Genomic DNA, 20,453 nt, shown 5'->3' with positions numbered 1-20,453 from the left:
TTTACATCATTTTAAAAATATATACCACGTACAAAAGGATAATTCCCGCTGCGATCAGCATGGTCTCCAGCCACCGGCTTTTTTTCTTTTTCCTTCGATAATGTTGTCTTGTAATAGCCTTTGACTTTTCCGGATTATTTGCCGGAGGGGTCTTGCTTTCCGCCTGCTTAGTCCTTAATGGCGGACTTTTATCTTGAGTTGTTTTATCAACCATTAAATCTAATAAATCAGCTCTCATTTGTTTGGCATTTACGTATTGCCCCTGCAATGCTTTTAAAATCACTTTTTCCAAAGGTACTAACTCAGGTTGCTGCTTAATGGCCTCTCTTAATTGAGATAAACCTCCCGCCGTTTTATTAAACCGCTTTGGATAGGCTGTATTAATCATAATCATCGCAACAGCAAAAAGATCATAGGACGGTTCTGCCTTTCTTGTACCAAGACCCCAATAGCCGCGGTCATAAAATTCGGTAAATTCTTTAATGGCTCTCCCTTGAATGGTAGTGCCGCCAACATCAATGCAGCGGATTTTTGGAGGAGGACCTGTCACAATTAAGTTTTCAGGCTTTAAATCACCAAATACCCAGCCCGTCTTATGCAGTTTATCCAAATCATTTAGGAGCTGCAAAAATAACACGATTGTCCACGCTTTCCCTTTTTGCTGAATAAAGGACAAAAGGTCAGTGCCTTGAATATACTCCATTACATAAAAGGAGATTTGACCGCTTTTATTTTGCCAGTCATCAACATCAAGTAAAGAAGGTCCGAGGGCTGACCCCTGGACCTTTGCAAAGGATTTTAAAACATTCACCTCAGAGGTAATTGACATCCCGTTATCACTCATTTTCAAAGCCACTTGAGTGTTCTTATGCTTCGCAAGGTAGACAATCCCATTTGCTCCAAATCCCAGTTCCTTCAATATTGTATATTGCTTGGAGTGCCATTTACCTGAAATGACTGTGCCCGGACTAACTTTACATTGACTCTTCAAAGTATGATTCATCATCACGGGAAAGAAGGCTCCTTAACGATTGTTTTTGATTGAAAGAAGATAAGGCAGTTCGTAACGCAGGACCTGTCGGCGTAATTCCGCCGGTTGTGAGTTGGGAAAAAATACTTGTCAAAGATTGTAGTTTCGGCGTCCAATCTAACAATTTTTCGACATCATTCTTTTTCCCGGGAAATACGAAAACAGAAAATTGATTTTCACCTGATCGGGCATTTAAGCTTAGAGAGAGGTCAAGCAGCGCCTCCTTAACAGTAGGAAGTTTATGCTTCATGCTTGCACTCGTATCGACAAGAATCAACACCTCTAATTCGACAGTTTCCCCTAATTCATCCACTACCTCCATTACTTCACCCCTTTTTTCGGGTGGAAGGTCCTCTATCGTTTGGGAACGGCCCAAAATCTGCTGCAGTTCACGATTTACAACTCCATGAATCGTTTGGGTCATGGCTTTTCGTGTAACCATCTGCACGGTTTGAGAGAGCTGCTGTGCATAAACAATTTGGCTGACCCCCCCACCTGACAAGGCAATTCCATCAATCTCCGTCATTCCCTTTTCATCAATCACATCATGCTCCATCACACCGATAACATTTACAATAATCCCTTGTTCTTTTGCGAGTGCCGCCATCGCAATTGGATCATCACCTTGATTTGAGCATCCGTCTGTTATCAGTAAAATTTGGCGAATTTTCCCTGTATACATAACAATCTCCTTCCACATTCAGAATTGTTACCATTTTCGACCGTGTGGAGGTGATTTATACATAATTCGAGAAGTGATGGAGCAAAATAATCAATTAGGCTCTTTTTTTCATTTTTTGTATGGGAATCGATGCCCATTTTGGTGTATTATGTTTTATTTTTGCGACTGTCACAGTCATATCATCTTCAATTAATCCTCCTCTTGATCGGATAACATCTTCCATGATTAAATCGGATATCTCTTGCGGGTCATCTGTTTGCAATTCTTGAATTTTTCGTTTCATCCATAAATCATAATTTTCTACATGCTTAGGCCCCTCAAAAACGCCATCGCTCATCATAATTAACAAATCTCCTGCTTTTAACTGCTCACTGACGACATCGACTTCAAATTCCTGTATCATCCCGATTGGCAAATTACTGGCTTGAATTTTAATTACTTTATTCCCCCTTTTAATAAAACTTGGGATCGAACCAATTTTAAGAAATTTAGCAGAAGCATTTTGAAGGTCAATCATTGCTAAATCTAAAGTTGAAAAAATTTCATCCGTCGTTCTTAGTGATAGAATGGAATTTACGGACTTAATCGCTACCCGTTCTTCAATACCCGATTGCAGTATTTTTTGTAAAAGCTGCAAGGTTTCCTTACTTTCGTAATGGGCTCTTTCACCATTTCCCATGCCATCACTAATGGCAATCGCATACTTACCAAGGCCGAGTTCAATGGTTGAATAGCTGTCCCCTGATACAAAGCCGCCATCCTTGGCTGCGTGTGCCACCCCTGTTTCGACTGTAAAGGCTTTTGTCGACCGAAAGCCTACCTGACAGAAACCATTTGGATAGGCTGCACATTCTTCCCTATTCACCACGATCGTTTCTCCAAGAATATCAGATAACATCGGAGCAATTAACTTTTCACACTCCCCGTGGCCATTGCAAAAAGGTACCGCCATCTCGATATCCACATTTCCCTGTTCGAGGCTATAAATCTCTACTTGTTCAATTTGAATGCCGAATTCCTGAAGCGCTTCCATGATTTGTTCTTCCTGCTTATGATGATTTTCCCTTTCCCGCTGTATCTCTTTTGCAAAATTGTCCATAACCTCAGAAACACCGAGAAGCTGATCGGCAACTAACTTCCGGCTTTCTTGTACCTGTTTTTTTAATTTCTGATTAGCTTGATAAAAAGTTAACTCTGTTTGAATCGCATCAAAAACTCGTTTATGACGGGTACAATGCTTTTCCCATTCCCTTGATAATTTTGCGGAAACCGCTCCATCCTTTTGATCCATTTCATGAATAATTTCTTCCATATAGGCATAGGTTGTATTAAAATTCTTTGCCCAGCATTGCTCTTTCTTAAAGCATGTTTGGCACGTCTTTTCCGTAATATTGCTCATAAAGTAATCAAGTTCCCGTTCACTATCTTTTTCATTTGGCAAAACATCCATTTGAGAGAAGCTTTTTGACAAGGCGTGGAAAACATTTGAAAATTGGGCAACCCGCTGTGCTGTCACATCTCTCATCTTTCTCATGTATTTTTGCTGCTCAGCTGTATATTCAGCTGTTCCCGGAATATATTTAGCCAAGCGTAATGTAAATGCTTGCGGCGTCAGCATGAATAAGAGGATAGCCGCTGTTGTCTCTAATACGGAGAGTGATAGGGAGCCGCCTCCTTCTCCATACATTCCGATTAGTAAAGTCGAAATAAATAAACCAATCGAAACACCTATTTTCTTCCCTTCTTTCAACAAACCACCTAATACACCCGAGAAAGCGAGTAAACTCATATGATAAAAGCTTGATACACTTGCCAAACTAAAAATTAATCCAGTTACCACTCCAACAGTTGAACCAATGGTAGCACCCGCTACAAAAGAAAAGACAAGAACTAAATATCTTGACATAATATGTTCAACAGACAGATCATATACTTTCCAGCCAATGGTACCAGTCATGATCGAAGCAAGCATTATAATCAAGCAAACAATTTCTTCCGTTTTTAACAATTGTCTGCGTTTATTTAATGTTAACAATGGAATGCTTTGCAAAAAGATGAGCGTTAAAATAAATGAAAGACTTGCTTGTACTCCAGCCATCATCAAATCATATAAAGTCAATTGCCTTTGCATGATAAATGATTCAATTAACTTTCCTACTCCAAGAATACTGCCGACAAAAAACGGTATGGATCTAAGTTCGCTTTTTAGCCACTTCCTACTAATTTTAAAAATAACTAAAAAGAGTAATGTAACTGCAAAGGTAAAAGCGGCATTTGGGAATGATATGGTTATGGCTCCCGCAATGAGTCCAACGAGCGCTAACGGTGCATGGTCTTTTCTTATTAAATAAACGGAAGCGAAAAAGGGGAGGCTAAAGGGCGTAAGCTTTGACAATATTAAAGCCCGTCCAAGCAAAAATCCAACCATTAGTAAGAAGTATCCCTTTTTAATAAAAAAGGATTCCAGTTTTAATAGTATCTTTTTTAGACTGCTTTCCAATTCTGATTTTGATGAATGAAAGTTGACTTCCCCGATCGGTTCTATTAAACTCGCGTTTGGCTTTTCCATAAATCACACTCCCTTTTATTTCATCGTTGCAGACTATTATAAAAGTGATAGAATTAAAAGTTTGTCAAAATAGTGAACAAGCTTAAAATTTTCATTCGACGGTTTCTACGATAAATATCCAAATAATGTTAGTAAGCTAGACAATTGTCGTTTTACGCAGTTTTTCAGAAAAACTCATTGACAACTTTTTTAAAACTATGTAATATATTCTTTGTGTCAAAAACACATGGCGGTGTAGCTCAGCTGGCTAGAGCGTACGGTTCATACCCGTAAGGTCGGGGGTTCGATCCCCTCCGCCGCTATAACGGAAAGCGGAAGCACCGATTTTATAATCGGTGCTTTTTTTTCATAAACAAAAAAGACAAGTCATATGGACCTGTCTTTATCTATAAACGATTCAATGACACCTGCCATCTATCCTACTAATTAATAAGCAGCAAGTTAACCCCGTCTAGCTCCTCTTCCTCCACGCTTTGACTCCGTGTGTCGTTTTAAGGAAGATAAACGATCTTCACTATCTTTTAAGAAACGCGCCATTTTTGATTCGAAATTTTCCGGTCTTGCGTTGTTATTACGATCGTTTGCTCTACCTTGACGTGGACGTTGCGAGTGTGAGTTTGAATTAGAATGGGATCTCTGAGCCGGCTCCGGTCTATCTTTTGCTTTTTTAATTGATAGCCCGATTTTACCATCTTTCTCAACATTAATGACTTTTACCTCTACTTGGTCGCCAACCTTAAGATGCTCGTTGATATCTTTTACATAATTGTCAGCAACCTCGCTGATGTGTACGAGTCCTGTTGAGCCATCCGGCAGCTCCACAAACGCTCCGAAATTTGTAATCCCTGTTACCTTTCCTTGTAACTTGCTGCCTACTTCAATTGACATAAAAAGAATGTTCCTCCTTAAAAATATAAAAAATCAATCTTACTATATATTATACAGAAAGAAAAAAATCAGTGTCAATAAGACTAGTTACCGGTTGATTTTTCCTTTGTCTTATCAGGAATATTGAAGATGATTTCATTTTTATCTGAAAAGAAATATTCTTTTCTTGCGAGCTTTGCAATGTAATTATCATCATTTAATTTAACAATATCCTCTTTCAGTACATCCTGCTGCTTTTTTAATGCCGTTAGCTGCTTATCAAGCTGCTTCTTTTGAGCCTTCTTTGCATCAATAACTGAGGCTTGGGTGATAAAGCTGGAAACCATGAAGTACGATACGAAAACAGCAAAAGCTAAAAACAACGAAAGACGTCTAAATAGAAGCTTTCTTTTCCTGGATGTTGCAATTTCAGCATATTCTTGCTGCTTTACATAGGTTGACTGGATCTTTGCTACATTTTTCTCTCGTACCGCGCCCATTTCCCTTAACCTCCTTACTCTTTCCTTTTTTTGAATTTATCCATCAACTTAAGAATATTATTCTTGATTTCCTTAAAATTTCCTGCCGTTTTATTATATAACTTCTCGACGTTTTTTTTAATACCTTTCGGCAAAAATTTCCAAAGAATTAATAATATTTTTATTAATGGCGTAAAAATCATTGTTTTTATAATAAATAATAAAACCTTAAAAACAAATTTGACAAGGGTAAAAAGCCCCCTGCCAAGAAAGAGAATAATAAGTATTACGAGACGGATTAAACCAAGGACAGGTTTATATACAAGCATAAGAAAGGTGTTTTTCAAAAATCGATAAACGGCTATTACCGTAAAAATGAGTATTTCCAACAATCGAAGATAAATACCTTTAAACAAGCCTTGGTAGGCCGCGAATCCGCAGAGAAGCGCAATAAAGATATAAAACCTTAATTCTCCATTGTTAACCAGGAATAAAATATAAAATATTAATAAGGCTTGAATGATCCAAAATAACAAATCATTAAAGAATACAATCCATCGATTCCTTTTGGGGCGATTTAAAAAGCGTTGATAGGTATCAAACATGACACCAAATAACGACCCCATCCCAATCATGGAAAGCATCGTGAGAAATTGGGCGGAGAGGGTCATCGGAATAACTTGCTAAAGAAGCCTTTAGCTTTCTCCCCGTGATGCTCGTCTAAATAGACTAAATCAAAAATCTTTCCCTTAATTGAAACAATGCCCTTTTCGACATCAAGATTCTTCATTTGCAGGTTTTGCCCCTTGATGGCCAAGAAACCCATTGACGTTTCCAATAAAAACTCCTCATTATCAAAGCTTTCTACCTGTTTGACACCAGTAATTTCAAGGAGTTTTCTTCCCCTCATGATGACATCGTGATCCGGAATATTACTCTTTGGTGTATTGCTTTCATAATATTGGCTCATCCTTCATCCCTCACAATCATTTGTACAACCCTTTTGTACATATGTATGAACAGGATGAAGGAAATAGAACAAGCTATTCTTACAGGCCTTCCGCGGAACCAACCTTCTCCTCTTTTATAATCGTGTACATCTCAGCAGCTTCATCCTTTCGGGATGTTTCTTGAATTCGATCTACCCTTGCTGTAACCAGTCTTTGCCCAAGGCGGATGGTTAACTCATCACCTACTTTTACCGTTGAACTTGCTTTTGCTTCCTTCCCATTAATTTGAATCCTGCCCTGATCGGAAACTTCTTTTGCTAATGTTCTTCTTTTGATCAATCGTGAAACCTTTAAAAATTTATCTAAGCGCATAAAAATCCTCCTGTTCTATAGTCCCTTTAATTTTGCCTCATCCCAATATCGGTCAAGACTCTCGAGCGTGTGTTCTTCAAATGCTTTCCCGCTTCCCTTTACCTTTTCTTCAACAAATTGAAAGCGGCGGATAAACTTTTCATTCGTCTCAAATAGCGCTTCTTCAGGATGGATATTTAAAAATCGCGCGACATTCACAAAAGCAAACAATAAATCGCCAAATTCCTTTTTAGCCAAAAGCATCTGCTCTTCTGTGCCCTTTAATTCATTTTCAAATTCCTGAAGCTCTTCTTTCACTTTCTCCAAAGCAGGTGTAATTTCCTGCCAATCAAAGCCAACCTTTGCTGCTTTCTTCTGTAATTCGTAGGCTCTTACTAAATTGGGAAGTGACTTTGAAACACCTTCAAGGAGTGACTTTGCCGCTTCTCCTTTTTCTTGCTTCTTAATTTCCTGCCAATTCTGCAGTACTTCCTCTGAACTATCGGCCTTTACATTCCCAAAAACATGGGGATGTCTGCGAATCATTTTTGCAGACAGAACTTCAATGATTTCATCAATGGAAAAATAGCCTTCATCCTCACCAATTTGGGCATGGAGCATCACTTGAAGAAGAACATCCCCCAGTTCTTCAATTAAATGATCAATATCCCCGCTGTCAATGGCCTCAATTACTTCATAGGTTTCTTCAATTAAGTATTTTTTTAATGATTCATGTGTTTGTTCCTTATCCCAAGGACACCCATTCGGTCCTCTTAACTCAGCAATAATTTCTCGTAGTTTGGAGAAGCTTTTCAAGAGAATTTGTTCGTCCTTCACCGGTGGAATATAGACGGAAGTAAGATTATTGATGGTTACTCTCCGGTCTAATTCATACAAAGGTACCTTTTCAATGATTTCATCCCTGCTTCCGGCTGCTGTGACGATATATACCTCATAATCATCAGGTAACCGCTCCATTAACGTTAACTTTACCTCCGAGGCAACGAACTGATCATATACCTGGCTGATAAAAATGTGCTGATCCACTTGCAGTTGATTTCTCTCGAGCAACGTCCCGTCAAGGAGCTGGAACCCGTCAATCGGATCAATTTTTAAGGATTGAAAAAGGGCATCAATAAAGCTTTGTCCGCCGCCAATGTTAATTTCAACCTGCCTTTTAGGGCTATTTTCCAAAAGAAGCTGCACTGTCCGTTCGGCAACAAGCGGGTGTCCAGGGACAGCATAAATGATAGATTCACTTTGAGCTTTATCCAATAATATTCGGACGATTTCCTGATATACTGCTTCGAACTGATCATGTTTTTCGTATATGGAATCAAAAGAGGTATAGTGAAGTCCTTCTTTTTCCAATTCAACCACTGCCGGATGTTCCTTCGTCCTAAGGTATAAATGACTTGAGCCGATTAATTTTTTATAAACACCAAGCGGGAGCTGCTCAAGATCTCCGGCTCCCAAACCGAGTATTTCAATTTTTTTCACCATTTTTTTAGCTCCTTTTCTTTCGCGGCAATAAATAGATTAACTTGCTGCCAAGCGGAAATAATGCAAGTTCTTCAGCAAGGAAAACTCCGCCTTTAATCACAATCAGCAAAAATAGGAAACTGCCGAATAACACAGCACTTAATGCTTGAAAAGCTGCGCATATCCGTTCAAAACCGAGTCCACTAATAATAAAATCCGTTACAAATAAATAGCTCTTTAAAAAGAGCACCATTGCTATTGTCGCGATGATAACTGTCCTCAAATATAAAACCGTAAATAGGGGTATAGGTACTATTTTTTTAAATTTGATACCTAGAAGTAAGCTCACAACTGTTAATGTAAGAATAGTAGAAATAGCAGCACCCATTGTACCTATGAATGGGACTAAGACAACGTTTAATCCATACTTAATTGGAAAAGCGACAGCAATGCAAATTGCCGGAAACAATAAATTTCCCAATCCCTGCATGATGGCAGTTAACGTTGAAATGATCGAACTAAATAGGATCATAAAACCTAGGACACCCAAGACGGATGAGCCATTTTCATTTTCAAACAGCATCGTATTCGTAGGTCCAATTATCGCCCAAAGCCCCGCTGAAGCACCGAGGCCAATTACGATACTAATCTTGATCGCTACTTGGATCTTATGATGTAAAAAGTCCGGTTTTTCCTTTAATCTTCCGCTTGATATAAGTGGAACAAGGGATAAGGACATAGAAGTAGCCGCGACTGTCCCTAATTGAATTAAAGGCTGCCCGCGGTCAAAAATTCCTTTTAAATTTTTCGCCATATCCTTACCAAATCCACTGGATACAAGCAAGGAGTACAGGTTTAAAGAATCCGCCATTTGAATAAAAATCATCAGCATTCCACTTATACAAATTGTAAGACCATGAAAGGTCATTTCCTTAAAAATCCAACTAAGTTCGGTTAAAGGGATATGAGCTATTTTTTTTACCGATGATACTTGTTTCCATTCTTTACGAATCCTCAAGAAAGTAAACAGTATAAGTGCAGATATAAGACTGCCTGTAATGGACCCAAACATCGCTCCACCACCCACAAGATAGAGTGAATAGCCTCTATGGGTAAAAAGGAATGCCAGAAGAATAATCGTTAAAACCCGAACTGTTTGTTCCCCTACTTGTGATAACGCCGTCGGAACCATATCTCCATTCCCCTGATAAAAACCCCTTAATATGGAAACAAGCGGAAAGGTTAAATAGACAAATGAAACAACCTTCAATAAAATTGCTAACTTAGGATCCTTCATCCATAATGCAATTTTCTCTGCACCCAAATAAAGAATAAGAAAGCATACAAACCCAAATAATTGCAGATAGATAAATGACCCAAAAAGAAGCAGCTTATTCCTTTCATTGTCTCCCTTTTCTTTTCTTTCCGCATACAGCTTGGAAATCACTACAGGGAAACCGGTAGTGGTCAAAACGATCGCAATTGCATAAAAGGGATAAACTTGTTGATAGATATAAAAACCGACATCACCGACAATGTTTTGAAACGGAATACGGTAAAAAGCACTTAAAATTTTCGTTATTAATCCTGAAAGTGTTAAAATGAAAGCCCCTTTAAAAAGAGCCTTCGATTGATTCACTGGCTTCATTTCCCCTCTCCCTTCCACAGCCTTAAACATATAAACACTAAGGTATTATAGCATAGGCATCATTTTTTAAAGAGCAATTAGAAAAGCGAAAGCGCCCTGTTTAGCGGCGTATGGACTGGAGCGCACCGTATGAGATAAAGGAAACACGGAGAGCGTTAGCGATTCGATGTTGACTTATCGTAAGGAGGTGAGCGAAGTACACTAGCTGCTGGGCGCTCCTCGGAAAAGCTAACGCTTTTCCTTCGTGCGAGGTATCGCTTCCGAAGCTTACTCTTGTGGAGCTGGACAATTCTCAAAGTCAAAAATTTATATTTTCTTATACAATAAAAAAGACAGCAACCGCTGCCTTTTTTATCGTAATAAAATGATTATTTCTATGACTCCATCTGTCTCGCTAAGAAGCCTGCTGCAGTTTCGACAGCTTTTTGTTCGACATCTCCAAGCGTTCCTTCTCTTGAGAAAATAATAACTGCCCCGATTGGATCACCATTTGCAATGATTGGTCCAATGGTATATGATGTAACGGTTTCATCATTTCCGTCGGCCAAAGCAATATCACTTTGCTGCGTCGAGAGTACCGAGTTACGGTCTTCCATTGTCTTTTCAACTAAATCACTAATATTTTTATTTAAATAATCTTTTTTAGAACCGCCTGCTACAGCAATATAGGTGTCTCTATCACAAATTAAAACGGGATTACCAAGGCTATCAAAAAGAGCTTCTGCATATTCTTTGGCAAAATCACTTAATTCACTGATTGGTGAATACTTCTTTAAGATTACTTCTCCATCTCGATCCACAAAAATTTCTAATGGGTCACCTTCACGGATACGTAAGGTTCTACGTATTTCTTTTGGAATGACAACACGACCTAAATCATCGATTCGACGAACTATACCAGTTGCTTTCATCTAATGTTGCCTCACTTTCATCTGATGATTTTAACTTGGTAATGATAATCCTTCCTTTTGTTGTAATCATCACCAACTTTGAACTTAGTATCTTTCATCTGGAAAGTTCTATACACTTTCGTTATATTTTTTCACAAATGCGAGAAAAATTCCAAACTTAGGATAAGATTCACATTTCAGACAAAGAAAAGCGCAAGCGCCCGTTTAGCGACGTATGGACTGGAGCGCACCGTATGAGATAAAGGAAACACGAATCGCGTTTTTTGCGATTTGATGTTGACTTATCGTAAGGAGGTGAGCGAAGTACACTAGTCGCTGGGCGCTCCTCGGAAAAGCTAACGCTTTTCCTTCGTGCGAGGTAACGCTTCCGAAGCTTACTCTTGTGGAGCTGGACATTTCTCAAAGATAAAATACCTTTTTATGTTTCTCCTATTTTACTGAGTTTTCCTCACTCTTTTTTGCAGATTGAAGCCCTTTAATCATTTCAAACACTACATTCAGCCACCCCGCTGTCTCAGAACCTTTTATCTGGATGACCATTTTAAATCTTTGGCCTTCCATTCCGAGACTAACCATTCTGCCAAATTGATTGCTTATCTTAAAAATCTTTTCTCCATCGATTGTGTTGCTTGCCCGCTCGTTTACCAAAATAGTAACTTCCTGTTTTCCTTGTTTTACAACTTCAACTCCTGTGAGGAGCGCAAAGACTTTCATTTCAGCAATTTGGAATAGGTAAGCGACTTCATCCGGATATTCACCAAACCGGTCAAGCATTTCATCCTGAAGCTCTTCAATATCCTCAAGAGTTTGAGCGCCTCTAAAACGCTTATACATTTCAATTTTTTGATGTCCATCTTTAATGTAACTATCCGGAATATACGCATCAATTTCAAAATCAATTTCAACGGTTGCTTTTCCTTCCGCCTTAAGGTCACCTTTACGCTCTTCAATTGCTTCTTTTAACATTTGTGAATACAGGTCAAAACCTACAGAATCGATAAATCCATGCTGTTGGGCCCCTAATAAATTTCCTGCGCCGCGAATGGATAAATCACGCATGGCAATTTTAAAACCGGAGCCTAATTCAGTAAACTCTTTAATTGCTTGCAAACGTTTTTCAGCGACCTCTGTCAACACTTTATCTTTTCGGTAGGTGAAATAAGCGTAAGCTACCCGATTAGACCTGCCGACCCTGCCGCGAAGCTGGTACAATTGCGATAGTCCCATCTTATCCGCATCAAAAACAATCAATGTGTTTACATTCGGAATATCGACACCTGTCTCAATAATGGTCGTGCTGACCAGGACATCAAATTCCCCTGATAAAAAGCTCAGCATAACAGATTCTAATTCATTCTCGGACATCTGACCGTGAGCATAAGTGACACGGGCATCGGGTACAAGCATTGAAATCTCTTCTGCTTTGCGCTCAATATCTTCTACTCTGTTATATAAAAAGTAGACTTGTCCGTCGCGGGCCAGCTCTCTTTCAATTGCTTCCCTTACAAGCGACCCGTTGTACTCCATCACATACGTTTGAACAGGAAACCGATTCTCAGGCGGTGTCTCGATTACCGATAAATCCCTGACGCCGAGCATTGACATATGAAGCGTTCTTGGAATAGGAGTTGCTGTCAAAGTTAAAACATCAACATTTGTCTTTAATCTTTTAATTTTTTCCTTATGCGTTACTCCAAACCTCTGCTCTTCATCGATAATCAGTAGCCCTAAGTCACGGTAAATCACATCTTTTGACAGCAGCCGATGGGTTCCGACTACAACGTCGACCGTGCCTGCATTCAGACCCTTAATTGTTTCTGTTTGTTGCTTTTTCGAACGGAATCGGCTTAACAAGCCAATATTAATCGGGAAATCCTGAAATCTCTCTCGCATTGTTTCATAATGCTGTTGGGCCAAAATAGTCGTAGGCACAAGAAAGGCAACCTGCTTACCGTCAGAAATTGCTTTAAAGGCGGCTCTAATTGCCACCTCTGTTTTTCCGTAACCCACATCTCCGCAAAGCAAACGATCCATTGGGCGCGGCCGCTCCATATCCTTTTTAATCTCATGAATGGAACGGAGCTGATCTTCCGTTTCCTGATACGCAAATGCCGTTTCAAATTCCCTTTGCATATCTCCATCTGGAGAATAGGCATAGCCGACAGCTGCTTCGCGTTCTGCATATAATTTGATTAAATCATCCGCTATATCTTCCACAGACGATTGGACTTTCTTTTTCACCTTTTTCCAATCACTGCCGCCAAGTTTATATACCTTCGGCTCTTTTCCTTCTGAACCGACGTATTTCTGGACAAGGTCTATTTGTTCTACCGGAACATAAAGTTTATCCGATCCTTGGTAACGAATATGCAAGTAATCCTTATGGATGCCATTGATGACAAGTGTTTCTATTCCTAAATACTTGCCAATACCGTGATTGACATGAACAACATAATCACCGATTCGAAGCTCTGAGTAGCTCTTAATTCTTTCCGCATTGGAAAGCTTTTGCCGTCTGGTTGACTTTTTCACTCTTTTATTAAAAAGCTCTTCCTCTGTGATCACGGCAATTTTTTGGATGGAAAGCTCAAAGCCGGAATGGAGGTTTCCTTTTAAAATTTGTACCTTTCCCGGTAAAAGCTGTTGGCCTTCACCTAAAACACTCGCGGAAATTTCGTAATCCTCTAAAACCCGTTCGAGCTTTTTCACCCGTTCCGCATCCGGTCCTAAAAATAAAATAGAATAATTACCTTTTTTCCACCTATCTACCTCGGTTTTTAATAAATGCATTTGCCCATGGAAATTTTGCATTTGTTTACATGATATATTAATAATATTTTGCGGGCTCGTATTTGCAACATGACGCAGAAACAAGGACATATAAAGAATCGGAAAATCCTTCTTTTGTAATAATCCCTGCAGGTCATGAGAAATATGTATATCATGGATAATTTGGCCTTCACTTAGTAAGGATGTATACCATTCCGCCTCTTCCTTTACGAGCGAATCGTTCATTTCTTGGACCCTGCTAATTTCATCAATAAACACGAGGCCATTACTTGGAAGGTAGTCTAGTAAACTATTAGTCCGTTCGTAGGCGAAGGATAAATACTTAAATACCTGGTCAGGTTTTTGCCCATTTTTCAGCTGTTCCAGCTCATAGCTGATCGTTTGCGAAAGCTGCATTTTCGCCTTGTCATCTTTTAATTTCCTGAGGCTCTTTCCTAAGCCTTCCTCAAGCTGACTTATAATGCGGCTATAGTCCTCCGCTTCCAGAAGTACCTCTGTAGCAGGCCCAATTAAAATTTCAGAGACCTTTTCTTTCGATCGCTGGTCTTCAAGAGAGAAAAAACGAATCGAATCTATTTCCGTATCAAACAATTCAATTCGTAGCGGGTCGGCTTCCGTTAATGGATAAATATCAATGATCCCGCCTCTTACACTAAATTCCCCGGGAGTTGAGACCATTTCCGCCCTTGTATACCCCATCATAACAAAGGTATTTAAAATCTGCTCCACATCTAAATCTGCCCCGAGCTTTAATGGAAGCTGATATTTTTTCCACAAATCCTTAGGAGGAATGATCTTTCTAAGTCCGGAAATCGGGACAATCATAATGCCCCGTTCGCTCTTGCTCCAGTGGTTCAGGGCTTCAATTCTTTGGGCTTTTAACTCAGGGCTGGCAACGCTCATCTCAGCAGCGATTAACTCATTTGCAGGGAATAGAAAAACTTCTTTTTCGCTTAATAGATTAACAATATCATCATATAGTTTTTGTGCTTGTAATAGATTGTGTGTAACAAAAAGAATCGGCCTGTTCATCTGATCATAAATGGAAGCAGTAAGTACTGTTCTCGATGACCCGGACAATCCTGCAATAAGCTGCTCCTTCAAGCCTTCCTCCACTCCGGATATAATCGAGCGGATATCTTCCTGTTGAAGGAACAATGATCTTAAACCATTCAAAATTTTATCCTCCTCTCCCAAACAAATTCCTGCTGTAGTATATAGTAGGGTTTTAATTGTTGAATATTATAAATAGAAAAACGCCTTGGAGAACATCCAAAGCAGGATTAATGAATAAGGAAATCGTATTGATGATACTCCGGATTCCGCTCCAAGGCTTCTTGACAATCTTCACAAATTGCCGTTATGTTAATATCTCCGGCGGATAGATCGTACGCAACCATTTCCTGCCTTTCTTGTTCCGTTAATTTATGAAGGCCAAGTGTTTCGCTGTGTATTGATGCGTTTTCAATTGAACCTAGTTTTGTACCACAATGGCGACAATGATAATGGATAGCCACGCCTGTCCCTCCCTAGTATACGATTTATGATTAGTATTACCCTATAGGAGGAACTTATTCAATATTTTTTCCGGTTTAAGGGACTATGCCGTCTCCCCTTCCATAAAATAAGAAGGTTTGATTTATTGTATGAATAAGGGGACTATCTCATGAACAATTACTGATTATATTCATTCATTACTTCCAGGAACGGCTTCTCCAACCAAGCTTCACACGCACCGGCACTTTTTTTGACAGCCTCCGCTTGGGTCATAAGTTCGTCCTGACGAAAACGGCCTAATACATAGTCGGGGACACTCATTCCTTTTTCCGGACGGTCAATTCCGATTCGAATTCTGTTAAACTGCTGTGTACCGAGATGGGCCACTGTTGACTTAATCCCATTATGACCGCCGGGGCTGCCTTTTTGGCGGAGTCTAATTTTCCCTACCGGTAAATCAAGGTCGTCATAAATCACCACTAAATCCTCTAAATCTATTTGGTAATAATCCACTGCAGCCCTGATAGATTCTCCCGATAAATTCATGTACGTAAGCGGTTTTAACAGAAGGATTTTTTCACCCTTGTAAAAGCCGATTCCGTACAACCCTTTAAATTTTGACTGATCCAACGGAATACTAAACTCACGTGACAATTCATCGATTACTTCAAAGCCGATGTTGTGCCTGGTATGTTCATATTGCTTCCCCGGATTGCCTAAACCAACGATCAATTTCACCTTTCCCACCTCTTCCGGCCCCGTCCATCTTCTAAAGATTTTCCGTAACATACTTGTCTCCTATAAAATTTAAAGCGGAAGCGCCCGTTTAGCGCACGACAGGACTGGAGCGCTTCGACTAAGATAAAGGAAACACGAATCGCGTTTTTTCGATTCGATGTTGACTTATCGTAGGGAGAAGAGCGAAGTACAATAGTCGCTGGGCGCTGCAGCTAGATAGTTATCTTAGTTCAGAAAGTTATAATTTCTTAACATCAAAGAAAAAACTGCAAAAGACGTAACCTAAAAACAGGCTACGTCTACTTACTATTCTCCTACCGGAGTTGTTTCTCTTCCTTCTTCATTATCAGGATGACCTGATTCCTGTTGTTCCCCGGCATTAATTTCCTCTTCTTGCTTAGGAGGAAGAATGGATGCTACGACTTCGTCTGCTTCATGGTTGATGGTAAATGAACCTTGATAAAGAATATCAGCTACCGTTACCGTTTCGCCTACCTGTAAGTTCGCTACGTCCACTTCAATTTGCTGCGGGATATCTCCCGGTGTAGATGTAATTGAAAGCTCATGAACAGGCTGCTGCAGTACACCGCCGTCTTTTACACCAGCTGCATCTCCAACAAGCGCTAATCTCACAGTCACATTGATTTTTGAAGATTTATCAACGGCTAGAAAATCGACATGGATGATTTCCTTTTTTATAAAATCCTCTTGATAATCAGTTAGTACAACATCATGCTTACTGCCGTCTACATCTAGAGCAATGACTCCATTCCGGCCCACAGTGCGGATTGTTTTGGTTAAGTCAGCTGAACTAACAAACACCGGCTTGTTCTCAACCTTTGCTCCATATATGACTGCAGGGATATTTCCATCATCTCTGATTTTCTTTAAAGCTGAATGTCGGAATTCCTTCCGTTCTTTTGCCTGTAAAACAGTACTCATGAGTTTGTCACCTTCCTATTTTAGTTGAATCTGTCTCTATAAAAATTCCCTAAAACAGGAAGGTCTAAACATAAAAGTTTATTAAACCAAATCCGCTTAATCAAACAAAGTACTGACGGACTGTTCTTCGTGGACACGAATAATCGCTTCACCAATTAACGGTGCTACAGATAGGTTAATAATTTTATCCGTCTTTTTCTCATCCGGAAGGGCAATGGAATTGGTTACGACTAATTCTTTAATTTTTGAATTTTGAATTCTATCAATGGCAGGTCCCGATAATACTGGGTGTGTACAGCATGCATACACTTCAAGGGCACCGTTCTCTACCAAAGCGTTAGCAGCAAGAGTAATCGTTCCTGCTGTATCAATGATATCATCAATTAAAATCGCTACTTTTCCTTCGATATTACCAACGATGTTCATCACTTCGGCCACATTCGGTCTTGGGCGTCGTTTGTCAATAATCGCAATCGGTGCTTTTAGACGCTCAGCCATTTTCCTTGCTCTCGTTACCCCGCCGTGGTCAGGAGATACAATAACAATATCACCATTTAATTCCTTATTTTTAAAGTACTCTGAAAGAATAGGTACACCCATTAAATGGTCAATCGGTATATCAAAGAAACCTTGAATTTGCGGAGCGTGTAAATCAAGACAGATAACACGGGTTGCGCCGGCTGTCTCAAGCAGGTTTGCCACTAGTTTCGCCGTAATAGGCTCACGTGCTCGTGCTTTACGGTCCTGACGGGCATAGCCATAGTAAGGCATAACAATATTAATGGTCTTCGCAGAAGCTCTTTTTAAAGCATCAATCATGATTAACAATTCCATGATATGTTCATTAACAGGTCCACTTGTCGACTGGATGACATACACATCACAACCGCGGATACTTTCTTCAATATTGATTTGGATTTCTCCGTCACTAAATCTTGTTACAGAGCTTTTTCCAAGTTCAACACCGATAAATTTTGCAATTTCTCTAGCAAGGGGAACATTTGAATTTAAACTAAACACCTTTAAATTTGGATCTAAGTATTGATTTGACATGATGGCCCTCCTGAATCATTCGCTTATTTCTTAAGATTTAGCTTTTGAACGTAATTTTCCTTATTCACTTGCTGAGAACGGGCAATGGACAATGCATCACCTGGTACGTCTTTCGTTATAGTGGAACCTGCTGCCACATAAGAACCTTTTCCTACTGTTACAGGGGCAACTAGATTTGAATTACAGCCGATAAAGACGTCATCTTCAATTTTTGTTAAGAATTTATTTTTACCATCGTAATTAACGGTAATCGAGCCGCAGCCAATGTTGACATTGCTGCCTACCTCGGCATCACCTATATAGCTGAGATGTGATGCTTTGCTTCCTTTTCCGAAAATAGCCTTTTTAATTTCGACAAAGTTACCGATTTTTACGTCGTCGGAAATATCAGAATCCGGTCGAATATGGGCAAACGGGCCGATATTAACATGTGCGCCAACGGAGCTTTTATGTACAACCGATTGACGGACAACCGTTTCTTCCCCAATTACACTGCTATCGATCTCTGAGTTAGGCCCGATTTCGCAACCTAAGCCGATGACTGTTTTTCCTTTTATCATTGTTCCCGGATAAATAACCGTATCCTGACCAATTTCCACATCTGCCCCAATGTATGTATTTGCAGGATCAATAATTGTTACTCCGTTACGCATATGCAGTTCATTCGTGCGCTCACGCATAATCCACTCTGCTTCTGCCAATGCCACCCGGTCATTTACTCCCAGTGTTTCTTTAAATTCTTCAGTTTGGAAAGCTGAGACAACTTCCCCTTGTTTCTTCAGTATTTCAATTACATCCGGTAAATAATATTCTCCCTGAACATTATTATTGGAAACATTTTTTAATGCTTCAAATAAAGCAAAATTGTCAAAGCAATACGTTCCGGTATTGATTTCATTTATTTCCCGTTCTGCGTCTGTTGCATCTTTATGTTCAACAATTTTTTCAACCAGACCGTTTTCATTACGAATAATTCGGCCGTAACCGGTCGGGTCATCTATTTTTGCAGTGAGAATCGTAGCTTTTGCCTTTAATTCCTCATGGTGTTTAAAAAGAGATTCCATCGTTTCCGCTCGAATCAAAGGGGTATCACCGCAAACAACAATGGTTACACCTTCTTTTCCCCCAAGAATCTTATTCGCCTGCATGACTGCATGAGCAGTACCCAGTTGTTGTTCCTGTAGTACATATTGACTCTGGTCCCCTAACCCGGCTTTTACCATTTCGGCTCCATGACCAATGACTGTGACCAAATCTTGTATTCGGAGCTTTGTTACTTGATCAACAACATGTTGGACCATGGGTTTACCACATACAGGGTGTAATACTTTATAAAGCTTAGACTTCATCCGCGTCCCTTGTCCTGCGGCTAAAATCACAGCATACCGATTTGACATGAACAGGCCTCCAATTTAACCTTTTATCCATTAAAAATATTATCGTAAATGACCTGCCTTTTCAAGGAATGAACCGAAAGTGTCAAATTTTAATATCTGGAAATTTTTTCGAAAGGATTCAGAAAGAGATTTTCGAGGAAGGGAATTAAAAATAAAAAGAGCCTTACTTGTGAAGTAGGCCCTAGTTGTATTAATCCTTAGGAAGCTCCGGCTTCTTCAAATTCTACTTCTAATTCACCTAAACGGTGGTACTCAGCCAATACAGCTTCTTGGATTTTACCGCGTGTTCCTGAATTGATTGGATGCGCAATATCACGAAACTCTCCGTCCGGAGTACGTTTACTTGGCATAGCTACAAACAAACCGTTGTTACCGTCAATAACCCGGATGTCATGAACGACAAATTCATTGTCTAAAGTGATTGAAGCAATTGCTCTCATGCGTCCATCCGTATTAACACGGCGTAATCTTACGTCTGTTACTTCCATTTGCTCACACCCTTTTCTCATAGATAAAAAGCTAGTTAAATAAATTCAACAAAAAATTATGTATTCCTTCTTAAATTTTAAAAAATTTTTGAAAAATTAGGGCAAAATAGTGAACTATTGTAAAAATTGGTCATTTTTTTACAAAAAAATACAAAAGAATAACCATTTTCGAATTAAAATAAAAAAAACGCCCGTTTATTTCACGAGCGCAACTACTTCAATTTCAATTAAAGCATCTTTTGGCAAACGGGCAACCTCAACACACGATCTTGCCGGTTTATGAGTAGAAAAATATTCGCTATACACTTCGTTTACTAAGGAGAATTCATCCATATTTTTAATAAATACGGTTGTTTTAACAACGGTTTCTAACGAAGCTCCGGCAGCAGCAAGAACCGCCTTCAAGTTAGCAAAAACTTGGTGTGTCTGCTCCTTGATATCTCCTGTAACCATGTTTCCTTCTGCCGTTAATGGAATTTGTCCTGAACTATAAAAAAGATTATTAACAATAATTCCTTGGGAGTACGGTCCAATCGCAGCAGGTGCTTCATTTGTTTGAATTACGTTCATGTCACTACC

At 39.5% G+C, this 20,453-nt stretch carries 19 protein-coding genes and 1 tRNA gene; 1 reads left to right on the top strand and 19 read right to left on the bottom strand.

Annotation, left to right across the window (positions count from 1 at the left end; all coding sequences use genetic code 11):
* Nucleotide 1 precedes the first annotated feature (1 nt).
* The 3 genes from J2S10_RS26515 to spoIIE form a co-directional block, all read right to left on the bottom strand.
* A complete protein-coding gene (locus tag J2S10_RS26515) occupies nt 2-1,006 on the bottom strand; it encodes a protein kinase domain-containing protein (protein WP_307414107.1) in 1,005 nt (334 codons plus the stop codon).
* Nucleotides 975-1,712, bottom strand: coding sequence for a vWA domain-containing protein (locus J2S10_RS26510; RefSeq protein WP_307414075.1), 738 nt, complete (start codon nt 1,710-1,712; stop codon nt 975-977). The genes J2S10_RS26515 and J2S10_RS26510 overlap by 32 nt, the downstream gene beginning before the upstream one ends.
* A 94-nt stretch (nt 1,713-1,806) precedes the next feature.
* Nucleotides 1,807-4,281, bottom strand: a complete 2,475-nt coding sequence (spoIIE, locus tag J2S10_RS26505) for a stage II sporulation protein E (protein WP_307414073.1) — start codon at nt 4,279-4,281, stop codon at nt 1,807-1,809.
* 228 nt (nt 4,282-4,509) lie between these two features.
* On the opposite strand from spoIIE, the gene J2S10_RS26500 reads away from it, so the two are divergent.
* Nucleotides 4,510-4,583: transfer RNA gene (locus tag J2S10_RS26500), tRNA-Met, on the top strand.
* Nucleotides 4,584-4,722: 139 nt separating this feature from the next.
* Here the strand turns inward: J2S10_RS26500 and J2S10_RS26495 are convergent.
* From J2S10_RS26495 to J2S10_RS26420, 16 genes are all read right to left on the bottom strand, one after another.
* Nucleotides 4,723-5,169, bottom strand: a complete 447-nt coding sequence (locus J2S10_RS26495; RefSeq protein ID WP_307414057.1) for a S1 domain-containing RNA-binding protein — start codon at nt 5,167-5,169, stop codon at nt 4,723-4,725.
* 83 nt (nt 5,170-5,252) lie between these two features.
* On the bottom strand, nt 5,253-5,648 hold the full coding sequence (locus tag J2S10_RS26490; protein WP_307414055.1) for an FtsB family cell division protein: 396 nt from the start codon (nt 5,646-5,648) through the stop codon (nt 5,253-5,255).
* Nucleotides 5,649-5,662: 14 nt separating this feature from the next.
* Nucleotides 5,663-6,298, bottom strand: coding sequence for a spore cortex biosynthesis protein YabQ (gene yabQ, locus J2S10_RS26485; protein WP_307414054.1), 636 nt, complete (start codon nt 6,296-6,298; stop codon nt 5,663-5,665).
* Nucleotides 6,295-6,597 (bottom strand): sporulation protein YabP, encoded by a 303-nt coding sequence (gene yabP, locus J2S10_RS26480; protein ID WP_307414051.1) that lies wholly within the window; start codon nt 6,595-6,597, stop codon nt 6,295-6,297. The genes yabQ and yabP overlap by 4 nt, the downstream gene beginning before the upstream one ends.
* Nucleotides 6,598-6,676: 79 nt before the next feature.
* Nucleotides 6,677-6,949 (bottom strand): RNA-binding S4 domain-containing protein, encoded by a 273-nt coding sequence (locus J2S10_RS26475; RefSeq protein WP_307414049.1) that lies wholly within the window; start codon nt 6,947-6,949, stop codon nt 6,677-6,679.
* Nucleotides 6,950-6,964: 15 nt separating this feature from the next.
* On the bottom strand, nt 6,965-8,431 hold the full coding sequence (gene yabN / locus J2S10_RS26470) for a bifunctional methyltransferase/pyrophosphohydrolase YabN (RefSeq protein WP_307414046.1): 1,467 nt from the start codon (nt 8,429-8,431) through the stop codon (nt 6,965-6,967).
* 4 nt (nt 8,432-8,435) lie between these two features.
* Nucleotides 8,436-10,058, bottom strand: coding sequence for a putative polysaccharide biosynthesis protein (locus J2S10_RS26465; protein WP_307414043.1), 1,623 nt, complete (start codon nt 10,056-10,058; stop codon nt 8,436-8,438).
* 374 nt (nt 10,059-10,432) lie between these two features.
* A complete protein-coding gene (spoVT, locus tag J2S10_RS26460; RefSeq protein ID WP_307414040.1) occupies nt 10,433-10,969 on the bottom strand; it encodes a stage V sporulation protein T in 537 nt (178 codons plus the stop codon).
* Nucleotides 10,970-11,398: 429 nt separating this feature from the next.
* A complete protein-coding gene (mfd, locus tag J2S10_RS26455) occupies nt 11,399-14,935 on the bottom strand; it encodes a transcription-repair coupling factor (RefSeq protein WP_307414037.1) in 3,537 nt (1,178 codons plus the stop codon).
* 107 nt (nt 14,936-15,042) lie between these two features.
* Nucleotides 15,043-15,276, bottom strand: a complete 234-nt coding sequence (locus J2S10_RS26450; RefSeq protein WP_307414035.1) for an anti-sigma-F factor Fin family protein — start codon at nt 15,274-15,276, stop codon at nt 15,043-15,045.
* A 157-nt stretch (nt 15,277-15,433) separates the two neighbouring features.
* Nucleotides 15,434-15,994, bottom strand: a complete 561-nt coding sequence (gene pth, locus J2S10_RS26445) for an aminoacyl-tRNA hydrolase (RefSeq protein WP_307414105.1) — start codon at nt 15,992-15,994, stop codon at nt 15,434-15,436.
* 306 nt (nt 15,995-16,300) lie between these two features.
* Complete coding sequence (locus tag J2S10_RS26440) at nt 16,301-16,936, bottom strand: 50S ribosomal protein L25/general stress protein Ctc (RefSeq protein WP_307414034.1); 636 nt, start codon at nt 16,934-16,936, stop codon at nt 16,301-16,303.
* Nucleotides 16,937-17,032: 96 nt separating this feature from the next.
* Nucleotides 17,033-17,989 (bottom strand): ribose-phosphate diphosphokinase, encoded by a 957-nt coding sequence (locus J2S10_RS26435; protein WP_307414032.1) that lies wholly within the window; start codon nt 17,987-17,989, stop codon nt 17,033-17,035.
* A gap of 23 nt (nt 17,990-18,012) precedes the next feature.
* The gene (gene glmU, locus J2S10_RS26430) at nt 18,013-19,386 is read right to left on the bottom strand and encodes a bifunctional UDP-N-acetylglucosamine diphosphorylase/glucosamine-1-phosphate N-acetyltransferase GlmU (protein WP_307414031.1); all 1,374 of its coding nucleotides are present in this window, start codon (nt 19,384-19,386) and stop codon (nt 18,013-18,015) included.
* A 197-nt stretch (nt 19,387-19,583) separates the two neighbouring features.
* Nucleotides 19,584-19,874 carry a septation regulator SpoVG gene (gene spoVG / locus J2S10_RS26425; protein WP_003347151.1) on the bottom strand — a complete coding sequence of 97 codons (291 nt, stop codon included), beginning with the start codon at nt 19,872-19,874 and terminating at the stop codon, nt 19,584-19,586.
* Nucleotides 19,875-20,069: 195 nt separating this feature from the next.
* Complete coding sequence (locus J2S10_RS26420) at nt 20,070-20,444, bottom strand: RidA family protein (protein ID WP_307414030.1); 375 nt, start codon at nt 20,442-20,444, stop codon at nt 20,070-20,072.
* Between the last annotated feature and the right edge of the window lie 9 nt (nt 20,445-20,453).

Source organism: Neobacillus ginsengisoli (assembly GCF_030813055.1).
The sequence above is the reverse complement of the archived record's forward strand: the minus strand, read 5'-3'. Positions and strand labels throughout refer to the sequence as shown.